Here is a 14,610-nt window from a genome sequence, read left to right as displayed (position 1 = left end):
TAGAATGGCAAAAGTGAAACTGGCTATGGAAGAGATTGGAAAACTTCTCATCTCTTCCATAGCCTACTAGGGTTGTATCTTTCCATTTCTACGGTTACACAAACAATCAATGAAATTGCCAGTCCATTATATTACATAGGACACTCGTTCTTAAATAGTGTCTCAACACGAGTTAACTCACAATTACTGGCAAGTGATTCAACACGACGAGCACCATTGTAACGCGACATCCAATACGACTGACTAATATTTTCCACACGAATCTTTCCACCTGTTGATGGAGAATGCACGAACTTATCGCCACCAATGTAAATTCCTACATGTGAAAAGCTACGCCGCATCGTATTAAAAAATACAAGATCTCCAGGCTTCAGCTCATTTCTAGCAACGCGCTTACCAACACGACTCATCTCTTCGGAGCGACGTGGCAACATCATGCTAGCTGCATTTTGAAATACATAACGAACAAAACCGCTACAATCCAATCCACTTTCTGGTGTATTCCCCCCATAGCTGTAACGAACACCAATGAATTGGAGTGCATTAAGCACAACATCACTCGCCTTATCGCTAACATTAGAAAGGAGTTTTTGTGCCTGTTGTACACGCGATTCAACAAGTACGCTACTTCCAGTACTCGCTAACACTGAATGAGCAACAGGGTGGAAAACAGTTGATTGCGGCGGCTTAAGAGTAGTCGAAACCCTCGCCATTGCCGATGGGCTAGTATTATAAGGATCATCAAGTGAGTAAACAGACATCGAACCACTAAACAGGCCCGCAGCAATAAACATAGATAAAAATTGTCTTCTGTTGCGTAAAAGGTTTGCCTGCATGGGGATGCGTTCTAGCGATCGCTTAAAATGCTAATTCGTTGATAAACCAAGTAAATTGGTAAAAAATAAATTATTACCAATAATAACGTGTTTTCTATTAAATATACATATGCAATAAAAAATAACAATTAATAAAATGAAAAATTAAAATATTTCTGATTACATGAGGAGCGCTAAGTCCATAGCATATACTGCATTTTCAGAGTTACCATATATCTTGAAATACGATGAATAAAAAAGTTGATGATTTGGGGATGATGCACATTGAACTATCTTTAAAAGCTCAGATCAGAAAAACTTTCGAAAAAGGAAATTAGCTTATGTCAGATAATGTCTAAAAAAGTCACATGCTTGATACTGTGTAACGCGCCTAAGTCATGACAACAGAGTCAAAAAATGACTAGCTGATCACCAACTCTCTACCAACGTAAAGTACGCAAAAAAGAGCACAGAAATACGCTCCATCAAGGAAATGTAGCCACCACCGATACATCATTTTTACTTCTAGCAGATATTTCAAAAAATTCGTTGCTACCGATGACAGATACGAAGAAATCAAGATCCATCAACGTCAAAATATAACTCACTTTTAAAAAGATCGTTCAAAAATATTCATCGAAAACTCACTCCGAGTTTCTGAAAAAGCTGATAGACATATCAAAAGTACTGATCAAATATATCAATATCTTTCGCCTATTGAATCACTTTATGAGACAATTCGCATATTGGCATCCTCAAATTTTGTATCTAATTTAGGAGAATCTGTGGGTTTCCTAACTGGCAAGCGAATTTTAGTTACTGGCCTACTGTCGAACCGATCAATAGCGTATGGTATCGCAACAGCATGCAAGCGAGAAGGCGCTGAGTTGGCTTTCACTTATGTTGGATCACGTTTCAAAGAACGCGTTTCGGATTTGGCAAAAGAATTTAATAGTAAAATTATATTAGAACTCGACGTAAGCATCGATGATCAAATCTCCGCTTGTTTCGAAGAACTTGGTAAAACATGGTGTTCGCTGGACGGCATAGTTCACTCTATCGGGTTTGCACCACGTCAAGCCATCGCAGGTGATTTCCTTGATGGATTGTCACGTGAGGCCTTCCATATCGCTCACGACATTTCTGCCTATAGCTTCTCTGCGCTTGCGAAAGCTGCACTTCCAATATTATCAAATTCCGCTGCACTGCTCACATTGACCTACCTTGGCGCTGAGCGTGTCGTACAAAACTACAATACGATGGGTCTTGCAAAGGCTTCCCTCGAAGCAAGTGTACGTTATCTAGCGACATCTCTCGGCCCTCACGGTATCCGTGTCAATGGGATCTCTGCCGGTCCAATCAAGACACTGGCTGCATCAGGTATCAAGGGTTTCGGCAAGATTCTCGAATTTGTCGAACAAAATGCTCCCCTACAACGGAACGTAACAATTGAAGATGTTGGCAATGTATCAGCATTCCTACTATCGGATCTGTCTTCTGGCATAACAGGCGAAATCACTTATGTCGATGGTGGTTTTAATACAGTTGTTGGTGGTATACAAAGTTCCGTCACCGACTGAATAAAACCTTATTTCTTAAAAAGAACTACCCACTAACATTTTTAGATTCCTCGACTGCATCTCGTGTAGGCGCTTTCATAAAGTTCGTCGCTAATTTTGCAACAATGACTGCAGCTATCATTATAGCAATACCGAGCGAGACATCACCAAAGGCAAGGTATGCCACCTTGATGCTCTCGATCATAGCTACTGCTACAACAATTGTGATCATGCTCAACATGCCTGCGATTGTCGCGCGATTTTGGCTGTCCACTACAAACAACGATTGGCGGTACACAATACCGTAGCTCATCCCCATACCAAGTGCATGAAGGGAAATACCAAAAAGTAATGCCATATAACCAAAGTCAAAAATTGTGGTGCCAATAAAGGAAATAAATGCGCCAATCAATATCAATGATACACCTTTCTCCAGAAAGCGTTCATTGGATAAATGGCCCACCTGCTTTGCAAGGAATAGATTGCCAAGGCCCAAGGCTACAAATACTGGGATCTGCAACAAGGCATATTGCCATTGTCCAAGCCCAGCCCTTTCAATTAAAAAAATAGGACCAAGCCCGATCCAGCTCAGCAATGGAGTCGCCAAAATGCCCGTTAATATCGCTCCTTGCAAAAAACGTCTGGAACGTAATAACAACCAATAGCTTTTAAAAAACGTGCCGATATTGAATATTTCTCTATCAAACCGAGATAACTCTGGCATCGTACGATACAAACCAAGCAGTGATAGCACAGAAAGTATCGCAATAAACCAGAAAATGCTACGCCACGGCCAAATGGACACTATAGCGGCTCCTGCCAATGGACCAAATAATGGAGATAGCAAGGAAACATTAGCCATTAAAGCCATTACTCTAATAGCTTTTTTTTCTTCGAAAGCCTCATGCACCGTTGGATAGCCTACCGTCAACACAAAGCAACAACCCATGCCCTGAAAAAAACGCAACACAATGAATTGTTGCATAGTATGTACCCAATGTATTGAGATGCACGCAACGATGAACATAACCAATCCAGACAGCAATACACGCCGACGACCATAACGATCCGCCAACGGCCCAAGGAGCCACTGCAAGCTAGCGTTGCCAAGCATCGCTGCCGTGAGTGCAAACGTCGTCATATCGGATGATGTCCCAAACTCGCGTATCACGAGTGGCATCCCAGGCATAATCATATCGTTAGAAACATAGACGGCAAACTCAAATGCTACCAAGGATAAAGGAAAGTAGAAACGAGAAACAGTCACGTGAACCACACTCCTTTCATTTCACCACGCCCTAAGCATAAATCCATTGCTCATAGACATATCAAAAACATCCTCCACCAACAACATTAGGAAGTACTTTTATTTGTATAAAAATAAAATCGATCTGATTTTTATCATCACTTGACAAACCACTGTAATGAAAACTAACGGCAGTGCAAAACTTAGCTTAATTTAGCAAGCGATACGTATTAGATTAGACAGATATATCATACAGAAACCTCACATCATGAATATGAAACGTCCTGGATAATCTCAAATGATAATACCTGATAGAAACTGTATTCTACTTTCGTGGCTACCTTCACAATCATCAGTAAGCAAATAAGATTCAATGCTACCCCTTTGCTTTGCAAAATTATCCTCCTACGCGCAAAAAGAAACACCTGTTAGGTGCATGCTTGAAAAAAGGAAAATAGGAACATCTGCAGTAGCCCCCGATATAAACGAATCACCTGATTTCTGCTCAGATTTTTTCCGGAGTTACGTAAAAACCAAAAACAAGAAACCGATGACACTGGTGTCATCGGTTTAATTTAATAAAATTAAATCAGGGACTTAAAAATCTCAATAAAATGCCGAGAGAAAACCAAATAGTCCAAAATATTTTAGTTTTCTCTCGGCATTTCTGGCGGAGACGGAGGGATTCGAACCCTCGATCCAGGTTTTTGCCCAGATGCTCCCTTAGCAGGGGAGTGCCTTCGACCTCTCGGCCACGTCTCCCAAAAAGCAAGGCTACAAAAGGAATATCGTAGCGGACTCGTGATACTAACGGTTTGAAGTAAATCGGTCAAATAATAAACAAGAAAATATAACTTTTGTGTATTTTATATGTCATTATTTTATTGACGGTTATGCTTTTTCCAATTCGAAAGCCTTATGCAACGCACGAACAGCAAGCTCCATATACTTTTCGTCAATCAAGACCGAAATCCTGATTTCAGAGGTTGAAATCATCTGGATGTTAATACCCTCCTCCGACAAAGTAAGAAATGCCTTGCTTGCAATCCCCACATGCGAACGCATCCCAACACCAACGACAGATACCTTAGACACCTTCGGATCTCCAAGGACTGAGGCAGAAGAGATATGTTCCCTAACATTGGCTTCAAGCAGTGTCAGAGCTCTCTCATATTCTGCTCGCGGTACTGTAAATGTAAAATCAGTTGTCTTGCCATCAATACTCTGATTCTGAATAATCATATCGACGTCGATATTGGCATCAGCAATCGGCCCCAGAATTTGATACGCGATACCAGGGCGGTCAGGCACACCTCGCACAGTAATTTTAGATTCATCGCGCTGGAAAGCGATACCTGAAATGACAGCTTTTTCCATTCTTTCATCTTCCTCAAAAGTAATCAATGTACCCGATCGCATTTCTTCGTCCAAAGGGATCATCGGGTCAGTCAAGCTTGACAACACACGCGTCTTAACTTGATACTTCCCTGCAAATTCAACTGAACGAATTTGCAAGACCTTCGAGCCAAGGCTTGCCATTTCCAGTATCTCTTCAAACGTCACTTGACTTAAACGACGAGCGTCGTCGACAATGCGTGGATCAGTACTGTATACACCATCAACATCGGTATAAATTAAGCACTCTTCCGCCTTCAACGCAGCTGCTACTGCGACAGCAGACGTATCCGAACCCCCACGTCCCAGTGTTGTTACATTGCCATGTGGATCAACTCCCTGAAAACCGGTGATAACCACCACACGACCAGCAGCTAGATCAGCAACCACACGCGTATCATCAATCTCAGAAATGCGTGCTTTCGTGAAAGCACTGTCAGTTTTAATTGGCACTTGCCAACCAGCATAGCTAACCGCCTCGATGCCCTGTTCACGGAGGGCAAGTGCCAAAAGACCAACGCTAACCTGTTCGCCAGTTGCAGCGATAGCGTCAAGTTCGCGTGAATCTAGGTGTGATGAAATTTCTTTGGCAAGACCCAACAGTCGGTTGGTTTCTCCAGACATAGCAGATGGCACTATCACCAATTGGTGACCCGCTTTATGCCATTTGGCAACGCGCTTAGCAACATTTTTGATACGTTCGACTGAACCCATCGACGTGCCGCCATATTTGTGTACGATCAGAGTCATAATATTATTTTTACTAACACATTGTGTCTAAAAATGTTTATAAATCACCAAAAAATATATCCATGTCACACAACAACATTCCATCTATCGATTTGCACAATCCTTTAAAAAGCAGCAAGTATAGTCAACTGGATGGTAAAGTAGATGAACTGTCATTTTCCCACATAATCGTCCAAGAACGCTCGCTAGGCGATCCTTTTTCTGACAGCCATGAAGCATCGATGCCCAAATATGGCACAAAAAAGATCTTATCACTCATCCAAATAATTGGACCTTGTCGAGACCATACAGGCACTCCCTTGGACTGGAACCAATGTCGAAGCGAACGCGAATGTCCGTTAACGTTAGACCGCCAACGCTCACCTCCAACTCGTCCGCGCGCCGTCAAGAGTTGCTCGCGCAAAAATTCCTCCGGAACACCAGGCATGCCCACTTTAGATAGCAAAAAATGAATATGGCCATGCCACTCAGGTAAATGCCACCGCACCTCTCCCTGCCACCGAAAAATCTGCTCAATAGGAGGAGATCTTTCAATCCTCATCGAGGCATCCCGTAGAACCCACTGGAGGGTATCCCGATATAAACGCAGTACACCATAGCTATGCGGCAGTTCCAAGGAGGCGCCATACACAGCTCCACGCACCTGCTTGACCCACTCGCCTAAACGAGCTTCAGAAGGTAACGGCAAGCCGATCCGTCTAACCCAATAACGCAAGAGATTCGCTACACGGTCAGCATTAAGTCCTAGAATTGCACTACGACGTAACATACCATCCTCCAAATAGGCCATCTCCCAATCTATTTCTGCCAATTGCTCCAACAAACTCTGAGCCTGTGCCGCATGACGAGCAAACCTACCGAGTGTTTCCCGAGATGCTGGAAAATGATGAAGAAGCATCGGCATCACATCATGCCGTAACCCGTTACGCAAATAGTGTGTATCCTCATTTGATGGGTCCTCGACCCATCGTAATTTTTTCTCTCTGGCATACTCTTGCAATATCTCGCGTGGCAACTCAAGTAGTGGTCGCAGCAGCATCGTAGGATTATTATCCTGTCCAGGTATTACTCCCATGACCGGCATAGCGGCCACACCAGGCAAACCAGCACCACGTAAAAGTTGCAATAACACAGTTTCTGCTTGATCATTAGCGTGATGAGCAGTAAGAATCACATCCACTTTGTGCAAAGTGCATAACCCGGCCAGCGCATCGTAACGTGCAATACGAGCAGCAGCCTCGTCAGCTTTGAGCACTTTACCACGTCGTGGTACCTGAACGCGACGTGCAATAAAAGCCACATCACGCATCTCTGTTTCCCTCTCACAAAACTTCAACCAATCATCAGCTTCTGCTGCAAGGCCATGATGAATATGAAAAACCGTGATGTGAAGTAATGTATCCATCACAGCAAAACAAACGAGTGCATCAAGCAAAACAACGGAATCGAGCCCTCCACTCATGGCGAGTGCAACACGTAACGGTTCAGAGGTAAAGTTTTTGGAAGGACGATCCACAATGGCAATCTTTCGATTACGCATCAAATGCGATTGCCGAGCAGTACGCAGTACCTCACGAATCCGGGTAATAACACTATCGACGGTAGAATTGCTAACAGTATTAGCACTTCCATTAGTAATGTTAGTGGAATTAGTTTTTTGAAAGTACTGCATCCCGGCAGTATTATTTTTGGCTCGTTTCCTTGAACTTACCATAGCTCATCAAGCGCTCATGACGACGTTTCAGTAACTCATGATTGTCCATACAGTGGAATTGACGCAAAGTATCCGATAATGCTCGCTTGAGCATACCAGCAGTTCCAACAGAATCACGATGAGCACCACCAAGCGGTTCATTAATAATTTTATCGATTAACCCGAGTGTCTTCAAACGATGTGCAGTTAAATTCAACGCTTCAGCAGCTTCCGGTGCCTTTGAGGCACTCTTCCACAAAATAGACGCACAGCCTTCTGGAGAAATGACAGAATAGGTAGAGAATTGTAGCATCAACACTGTGTCAGCCACTGCAATAGCAAGCGCACCACCCGAACCACCTTCGCCGATGATCGTCGTAATGATTAATGTTCGCAATTCAGCCATGACATACAGATTACGACCGATGGCTTCGGACTGGCCATGCTCTTCTGCATCAATACCCGGATAAGCACCTGGTGTATCAACGAAAGAAAAAATCGGTAGACGAAACTTTTCAGCCAACTTCATCAAACGTAATGCCTTACGATAACCTTCTGGCCTAGGCATCCCAAAGTTACGGAGTGCACGTTCTTTCGTATCTCTCCCCTTTTGATGCCCAATAACCATACAAGCTTGCCCGTTGAAACGAGCCATACCGCCGACAATAGCTCGATCGTCTGCAAATGTGCGATCTCCATGCAACTCGTGGAAATCAGTAAAAATATCACGAACATAATCCAACGTGTAGGGACGCTGTGCGTGACGCGCGATTTGAGATACCTGCCATGGAGTCAGTTTCGAATAAATATCTTTAGTGAGCTGCTGGCTCTTCTTCGATAGGCGATCGATCTCTTCAGAAATATCGACTGCCGAATCGTCCTGCACGAAACGTAACTCTTCAATCTTAGCTTCCAAGTCGGCGATTGGCTGTTCAAAATCCAAAAAGGTGTTCTTCATCAGGTTTCCCAGGAAATTCGGCAGCATATTGTATCGCCATCAGTATGCTGATAAAAGCTATCAGACCAACTATATCTCGAAGGTACCCACCTCCTCAACAAAACTGCCAGACGCTATTTAGATTAATTAAACAGTGGTTGTTTAAAATCTCACCACCAAACCAACGCTGTACAGTTAATACTCAACTGGTATTGGATCGAGGCTACGCAACATATACCAAGTTGCCACAGTACGCCATGGCTCCCAATTCGCCGCAACTTCACGCGCTTCGCTACGTGTCACAGGCTCACCACTGAAATAATTCACACTAATAGCCTTAATTAAGGCTAGATCATCGAGTGGAAGTACATTCGGGCGCAACAAGTTGAACATTAAAAACATTTCAGCAGTCCAACGACCGATGCCACGAATCGAAGTCAACTCTAGGATGATATCTTCGTCATCCATCCCATCCCAATCGTTCACGTGGAAGGCATCAGATTTAAAATACCTCGCTAGATCAATCATATACTCAGTTTTACGTTTTGATAAACCGCAACCTGCTAAAGCCTCATGTCCTACTGTTATGAACTGTGCGGGCGTCAGTTTTGGACAGAGGCATTCGACACGCTCCCACACAGACTTTGCCAACTTCATCGAAATTTTCTGCTTCACAATCGAGCGAGCTAATGCGACAAAAGAATCTCCCCTCCCTGCCAAATGCATGGCCCCAAATTGCGGGATCAACTTCTTCAATATCCGATCACGCGCCATCAAGTCTTGGCATGCTTGATCCCAATATTCGGGACGTCCATGATTAGAAGTAATAGGCAAAGAGCTGGATCCATTAATACCTTCAAATTTCGCAGTTGCAGCATTGCCAGTAGATACGACCTCTTTCGTGTTGACCACCTCTACAATATCAAGGGAAGAAGACATGGATCCGACTATAGGATCAAGGAGAGTGGTATCAATCTTCGGACGATGGGAAGCCTTTATAACAGAGGTTCTTGATAGATCAGTTTTATGTGTAGCCATGGATTTCTTATTCACCCACGATCATCATGCCCGTCGCCATTGAGTAGCGACACCTGGACGGTCTTCGAGTACGATACCCTCCGCCAACAATTCGTCACGAATACGATCGGCAAGAGAAAAATCACGAGCTCGCTTCGCTTGCGCACGCAACTCAATACGAGCCTCAATATCAATATGTAAGGTATCTGATATGCTAACACCAACTGCACATTTTAGAAAATTACCAGGATCACGCGTCAACAAGCCCAACGTCCCTCCCAAACCTATCAGTTGACGTACCAGCATAGGATTACGCCTCTTGTTCACCTCATGAGCCAATTCGAACAGAACAGCAATGGCAACTGGCGTATTAAAATCATCGCTCATCGCTGAATGAAATCGCTGTGCGTAAGGCTCGTCCCAATCCAGCTCATCACCATCTCCCGAAGTATCTTTCAACGCAGTATAAAGGCGAGTCAAAGCCCTGGAAGCATCATCAAGATGGAGATCGCTGTAATTCAACGGGCTGCGGTACTGCGCTCGCAAAATAAAAAAACGAACGACTTCTGCATCATACTTTTTAAGAACTTCACGAACAGTAAAAAAATTATCAAGTGATTTCGACATTTTCTCATTATCAATACGTACAAAACCGTTATGCATCCAATAATTAACAAATGAATGACCACTCACTCCTTCACTTTGTGCAATTTCATTCTCATGATGCGGAAATTGTAAATCAGCTCCCCCACCATGAATATCAAAGTGTTTACCAAGCAGCTGGCAACTCATGGCAGAACATTCGATATGCCAACCCGGCCGACCCAAACCCCAAGGCGATGGCCATTTCGATTCTTCTGGCTCGCTTTCCTTAGCACTTTTCCATAAAACGAAATCTAGCAAATCTTGCTTTGTGGTTTTCTCGACAAGACGCTCACCCACACGCAAATCTTCCAAAGATTTCCCAGAAAGCCTTCCGTATTGAGTAAATTTACGCACCGCGTAGTTCACATCGCCATCAGGCGCTTGATAGGCATAACCATTGCGCTGCAAGGCAGAGATCATGTCAATCATCTGAGGAATAAAATCTGTTGCTCGCGGCTCGTAATTAGGACGTTGAACCCCTAAGGCATCTGCATCTTCATGCATGAATTGGATGAATCGCGTCGTTAATTGACAAATTGTTTCTCTATTCTCGATAGCACGCTTGATGATTTTGTCGTCCACATCAGTAATATTACGGACGTATGTGACATCATAACCAACTGTGCGCAACCATCGCTGCACCATGTCGAACACTACCATAACCCGTGCATGGCCAACGTGGCAGTAATCATAGACTGTCATGCCGCAGACATACATGCGTACCTCACCCGGGTTGTTCGGTATGAAGAGCTGTTTATCTCGCGTAAGCGAGTTATAGATACGCAGAAAATTCATAAAAATGATGTTTAGTTTGCAACGAGCGCTAGCCAGGTGCTGCACTGTGAGTCTAAATCCGTCACATTGATCTCATATCAAAGAGCTAAAGGGCTCGGAATCATAGAGATTACGAAAGGGATACGACACAAATGAGCTTTGTTAGAATTAGTATAGCATTTCTGTAGTTTTCTCCGACGACTTATCAGACACCTAATATTTAATTCATCATGGCTTATTCAAACTTCTCGCTCTGTTATTTCCTAAGATACAATTTTGTGTTCACTGCCATCATAAGCATCATTGTAGCCACTATCATCACAGGTGCTCTCATTATTCCTGTCCATGCTCAAGTACTTAACAACATGGTTTCCACACAAAAATTACAAACGCCACAACAAAAAAGCGAATCAGAAATTAATCAACATATTAAGGCACATCATTACAGCGATGCTCTACGTGCTGCCAACGTACACGTCAAAAAGTATCCACGTGACGCGCAAGTCCTTTTGACGAGGGGGCTCATACTGATGGAACTGAAGTTTCACCAAGAAGCTATCGATGTTTTCGTTGCATTGACACAGGACTTTCCGGAATTGCCAGAGCCTTACAATAACCTTGCAGCAGCATACGCATACCAAGGCGCTTTTGATAAAGCGCGCGATGCATTAGAGACGGCGATTCGGGTGCATCCCAATTTTGCGGTAGCTTATGAAAATCTGGGCGATGTCTATGTCAAACTAGCGTATAAAGCCTATCTACGAGCCCAGCAAATTTTCCCAAGCACAACGATCTGTAATAAAGCTGAGCAAATCGATCGTATGCTTTTGAAAAAAGAGATTAGAGGTCAACAACAGCCCTCAAACAATACTGGAGCAATACCAAAAAAATTCCTGCGCTCCAGCAAATTATGTAATTAAAACCAAAGCGCACATAAATCGCACATAATATGTTCTGGATTCAATTTCTCATTTTTTCTTCAACCGAAAAGGTGATTTTATTTCAACAATAAAAAGACAAATAAAGCACTGTAGCCTCTACCACAGCGCCTAAACTTCACCGATTATCATCAAAAATTAGTAAATTTCTTAACATACTCACCCCTCTAACAATATTTTCAAAAGGAAATATTATGGTTGAACTACATACGAATTTTGGAATCATTCGCCTTGAACTCGAACAATCGAAAGCTCCAAAAACTGTCGAGAATTTTCTGAATTATGTGCGGAAAGGCCACTACGAGAACACGTTGTTCCATCGTGTAATTAATGGATTCATGATACAAGGTGGAGGCTTCGCACCTGACTTACAAGAAAAAAAGACAGACGCACCGATCGAAAATGAGGCCAATAACGGCTTAAAAAATAACGCATACACAATTGCAATGGCACGAACTAACGATCCTCATTCAGCATCGGCGCAATTCTTTATTAATGTGAGTGACAATCATTTTTTGAACTTCCACTCATCGACACCTAGCGGATGGGGATACGCCGTTTTTGGTAAGGTCACAGAAGGGCAATCAGTTATCGATCAAATTAAGACTGTACAGACAGGTTCACGCAACTTCCATCAAGATGTCCCAATTGAGAATGTCATCATCGAAAAGGCGCTCATTATTGAATAAGCACGCTTAAGCAAAATCTACAGTGATGTCAGTATCTTCCACATCAATCAAACAGTGTTCGTTAAGATTTCGGGGCAACGGCCCCGTGCTTATCATTTCTGACCTCCACCTCAACCCTTCTTTTCCAAATACAGTACGTGCATTCGAGGATTTTTTACAGGGGCCTTCACGCCAAGCTTCGGCTCTGATTATCCTTGGTGATCTTTTCGAATATTGGGTTGGTGATGATATGCTCAACGCTGATTGTCCAGCACAATCCAAGATATCGACCATGATGTCTGTCAATGAACCATTTGGTATCTTCGCCCGCCGTATAACTAAAAAATTAGCTGAGCTCGCTGGAGCAGGAGTACCTATCGCTGTAATGCCTGGTAATCGCGATTTCCTACTAGGACAATACTTTGCACATATGGCTAGTGTTACAATGCTGAGCGATCCATGCATTGCGACGTTTCAAAACACACGATTGGTACTCAGTCATGGCGATGCCTTATGTCTTGACGACACCAGATATCTAAGATATCGACGAATAGCTCGTTCGTCTCTCTGTCAAGCTTTTTTTCTTGCCATGCCGCTCCAATGGCGCATAGCAATTGCAGAGCGCTTCCGGAAACATGGCACTACCAAGAGAGCACACAGCACAATCTGTGCAGATGTCGACTCTGGTGAGACACGCGCATTGCTATCAGCTGCAGACGCAAAAATTCTCGTTCATGGTCACACACATCGTCCCGCGTGTCATATCCACGGAGAACAAATCCGTTGGGTGCTACCAGATTGGGAATTTGATGTCGATCTCCCACGTGGAGGCTACCTGCAATGGGACGAGTGTGGTTTACGAGCTATCAGCTTATCTCTACCAGATTAACATCTGGTTATCAAGCGCCAATTCCAAAAAGGTATGTCAACATTCTGAGAGAAAAGATCAAACCATGAATGAAATGCATTTTTTCTTAATTCCTCAGATCCCTCATATCGGGTAAAACCATGGTCACATAATGTTTTTCTCGAGGGGATAACAAAGCCCAATCATATGGACAAGGAATGTCACATCTTTTTATCTGAATTCATCTCAATACAAATCAAAAATATCCCAGAGACAAAACCAAAAAAAATTCACAACATCCTCGAATCGAAACCAAACCTAGTGGCCAAAGATATCGAGAATAATAGCTGTAAACCTTATCTAAAGTGAGAATGTGACTCACTTCACGATTTTTCTTTCTAGAATATGTTTCGAAATCCCGCGCAGAATATTGACTTCCTCTTGCTCCAGATTGCTTCTGGCGAACAAACATCGCAAACGAGTCATGAGCTTTTGGGGATTCACAGGATCAAGGAAGCCAAGATCAATTAGTGCCCTCTCAAAGTGTAAAAGCATACCTTCGACATCATCATGCGTCGCAAGTATTTTTCGAGAGAGAGACGATATTTTTGTTACAGGAGCACTCCCACAGGCCAGGCCAACCTCATAAGCAATCAGCTGAACTGCCTGAGAAAGATTGAGCGAACTGTACATAGGACCCGTAGGAATATGCACTAAGAGATTACAACGCTCAACATCCACATTTAATAACCCAGTGCGTTCACAACCAAAGATAAAAGCTATAACGGCTCCCATTGAAGCTTGCTGTACCGCAAACTCAGCACTTTCCCTCGGCAATGTATACGGTGGCCCATACTCTCTGGTACGTGCTGTCAAAGCAATAGTAAAATGTACATCATTCAGGGCGGTAACTAGGTCAGGGGTTACCACAGCCGTTGTGAGTACATCAACAGCACCACTTGCAAAAGCAATAGCTTCTGGATCGTTAAGTACAGCAGGTCCCCCATTGGGATTCGCCAACACAAGTCGGCCAAATCCCATAGTTTTAATAGCGCGCGCTGCTGCACCAATATTACCTGGGTGACTGGTTTTATGAAGCACAAACCGAAAATGATCGAACAACAGGTTAGACAAAATGTCAAGTTTACTATCGGTGAATAAAAAGGACTAATAGATAACAAAGAAGAATACTCTAGCTTTTTTGTTTTAAAAAAGTAAAAAAATTTAATAAAAACATTCACCTCTGCATGAAAGAATCAGTAAATCAAAGAATCAATGAGCATTAAAGTGAAATAGCTAACTCCACTGATCTACGCTAGAATTTCG

General features: G+C 43.2%; 12 protein-coding genes and 1 tRNA gene. 4 read left to right on the top strand and 9 right to left on the bottom strand.

Annotated features, from left to right (window positions below; translation table 11 throughout):
• Positions 1–131: 131 nt before the first annotated feature.
• The gene (locus BZL35_RS00640; RefSeq protein WP_106182814.1) at positions 132–713 is read right to left on the bottom strand and encodes a C40 family peptidase; all 582 of its coding nucleotides are present in this window, start codon (positions 711–713) and stop codon (positions 132–134) included.
• An 887-nt stretch (positions 714–1,600) separates the two neighbouring features.
• Here BZL35_RS00640 and fabI point away from each other — a divergent pair.
• Positions 1,601–2,395: an enoyl-ACP reductase FabI gene (gene fabI / locus BZL35_RS00635; protein ID WP_106181850.1), complete on the top strand. Its 795-nt coding sequence runs from the start codon at positions 1,601–1,603 to the stop codon at positions 2,393–2,395.
• A 25-nt stretch (positions 2,396–2,420) separates the two neighbouring features.
• On the opposite strand, the gene BZL35_RS00630 is transcribed toward fabI, so the two are convergent.
• The 7 genes from BZL35_RS00630 to cysS all read right to left on the bottom strand — a co-directional run bounded on the left by BZL35_RS00630 (position 2,421) and on the right by cysS (position 10,852).
• Positions 2,421–3,641 carry an MFS transporter gene (locus BZL35_RS00630; protein WP_146128567.1) on the bottom strand — a complete coding sequence of 407 codons (1,221 nt, stop codon included), beginning with the start codon at positions 3,639–3,641 and terminating at the stop codon, positions 2,421–2,423.
• A 647-nt stretch (positions 3,642–4,288) separates the two neighbouring features.
• Positions 4,289–4,382 (bottom strand) — tRNA-Ser (locus BZL35_RS00625).
• Between the two features lie 129 nt (positions 4,383–4,511).
• Complete coding sequence (locus tag BZL35_RS00620) at positions 4,512–5,765, bottom strand: aspartate kinase (protein WP_106181845.1); 1,254 nt, start codon at positions 5,763–5,765, stop codon at positions 4,512–4,514.
• A gap of 124 nt (positions 5,766–5,889) precedes the next feature.
• A complete protein-coding gene (gene tilS / locus BZL35_RS00615) occupies positions 5,890–7,437 on the bottom strand; it encodes a tRNA lysidine(34) synthetase TilS (RefSeq protein WP_181276524.1) in 1,548 nt (515 codons plus the stop codon).
• 10 nt (positions 7,438–7,447) lie between these two features.
• A complete protein-coding gene (locus BZL35_RS00610) occupies positions 7,448–8,416 on the bottom strand; it encodes an acetyl-CoA carboxylase carboxyltransferase subunit alpha (RefSeq protein WP_106181838.1) in 969 nt (322 codons plus the stop codon).
• A 174-nt stretch (positions 8,417–8,590) separates the two neighbouring features.
• Positions 8,591–9,433, bottom strand: a complete 843-nt coding sequence (locus tag BZL35_RS00605; RefSeq protein WP_181276523.1) for a DNA-3-methyladenine glycosylase family protein — start codon at positions 9,431–9,433, stop codon at positions 8,591–8,593.
• A 24-nt stretch (positions 9,434–9,457) separates the two neighbouring features.
• Complete coding sequence (gene cysS, locus BZL35_RS00600; RefSeq protein ID WP_106181836.1) at positions 9,458–10,852, bottom strand: cysteine--tRNA ligase; 1,395 nt, start codon at positions 10,850–10,852, stop codon at positions 9,458–9,460.
• Positions 10,853–11,109: 257 nt separating this feature from the next.
• Between cysS and BZL35_RS00595 the strand changes: the two genes are divergently transcribed.
• From BZL35_RS00595 to BZL35_RS00585, 3 genes are all read left to right on the top strand, one after another.
• The gene (locus tag BZL35_RS00595; protein WP_245916306.1) at positions 11,110–11,751 is read left to right on the top strand and encodes a tetratricopeptide repeat protein; all 642 of its coding nucleotides are present in this window, start codon (positions 11,110–11,112) and stop codon (positions 11,749–11,751) included.
• Between the two features lie 212 nt (positions 11,752–11,963).
• A complete protein-coding gene (locus tag BZL35_RS00590; protein ID WP_106181834.1) occupies positions 11,964–12,458 on the top strand; it encodes a peptidylprolyl isomerase in 495 nt (164 codons plus the stop codon).
• A gap of 85 nt (positions 12,459–12,543) precedes the next feature.
• Positions 12,544–13,326, top strand: a complete 783-nt coding sequence (locus BZL35_RS00585) for a UDP-2,3-diacylglucosamine diphosphatase (protein WP_245916305.1) — start codon at positions 12,544–12,546, stop codon at positions 13,324–13,326.
• A 336-nt stretch (positions 13,327–13,662) separates the two neighbouring features.
• Here the strand turns inward: BZL35_RS00585 and BZL35_RS00580 are convergent, their stop codons facing one another.
• Positions 13,663–14,418 carry an RNA methyltransferase gene (locus BZL35_RS00580; RefSeq protein WP_245916304.1) on the bottom strand — a complete coding sequence of 252 codons (756 nt, stop codon included), beginning with the start codon at positions 14,416–14,418 and terminating at the stop codon, positions 13,663–13,665.
• Positions 14,419–14,610 lie beyond the last annotated feature (192 nt).

The organism is Candidatus Pandoraea novymonadis (assembly GCF_003004665.1).
Classification (GTDB): domain Bacteria; phylum Pseudomonadota; class Gammaproteobacteria; order Burkholderiales; family Burkholderiaceae; genus Pandoraea; species Pandoraea novymonadis.
This window is presented reverse-complemented; position numbering and strand designations above follow the sequence as displayed.

What these genes read in the sequence shown, in the direction of transcription:
- BZL35_RS00605 (WP_181276523.1), bottom strand. Translation starts at nt 9,433, where the DNA reads ATGGCTACACATAAAACTGATCTATCAAGAACCTCTGTTATAAAGGCT.
- BZL35_RS00620 (WP_106181845.1), bottom strand. Translation starts at nt 5,765, where the DNA reads ATGACTCTGATCGTACACAAATATGGCGGCACGTCGATGGGTTCAGTC.
- BZL35_RS00610 (WP_106181838.1), bottom strand. Translation starts at nt 8,416, where the DNA reads ATGAAGAACACCTTTTTGGATTTTGAACAGCCAATCGCCGACTTGGAA.
- BZL35_RS00590 (WP_106181834.1), top strand. Translation starts at nt 11,964, where the DNA reads ATGGTTGAACTACATACGAATTTTGGAATCATTCGCCTTGAACTCGAA.
- cysS (WP_106181836.1), bottom strand. Translation starts at nt 10,852, where the DNA reads ATGAATTTTCTGCGTATCTATAACTCGCTTACGCGAGATAAACAGCTC.
- BZL35_RS00640 (WP_106182814.1), bottom strand. Translation starts at nt 713, where the DNA reads ATGGCGAGGGTTTCGACTACTCTTAAGCCGCCGCAATCAACTGTTTTC.
- tilS (WP_181276524.1), bottom strand. Translation starts at nt 7,437, where the DNA reads ATGCAGTACTTTCAAAAAACTAATTCCACTAACATTACTAATGGAAGT.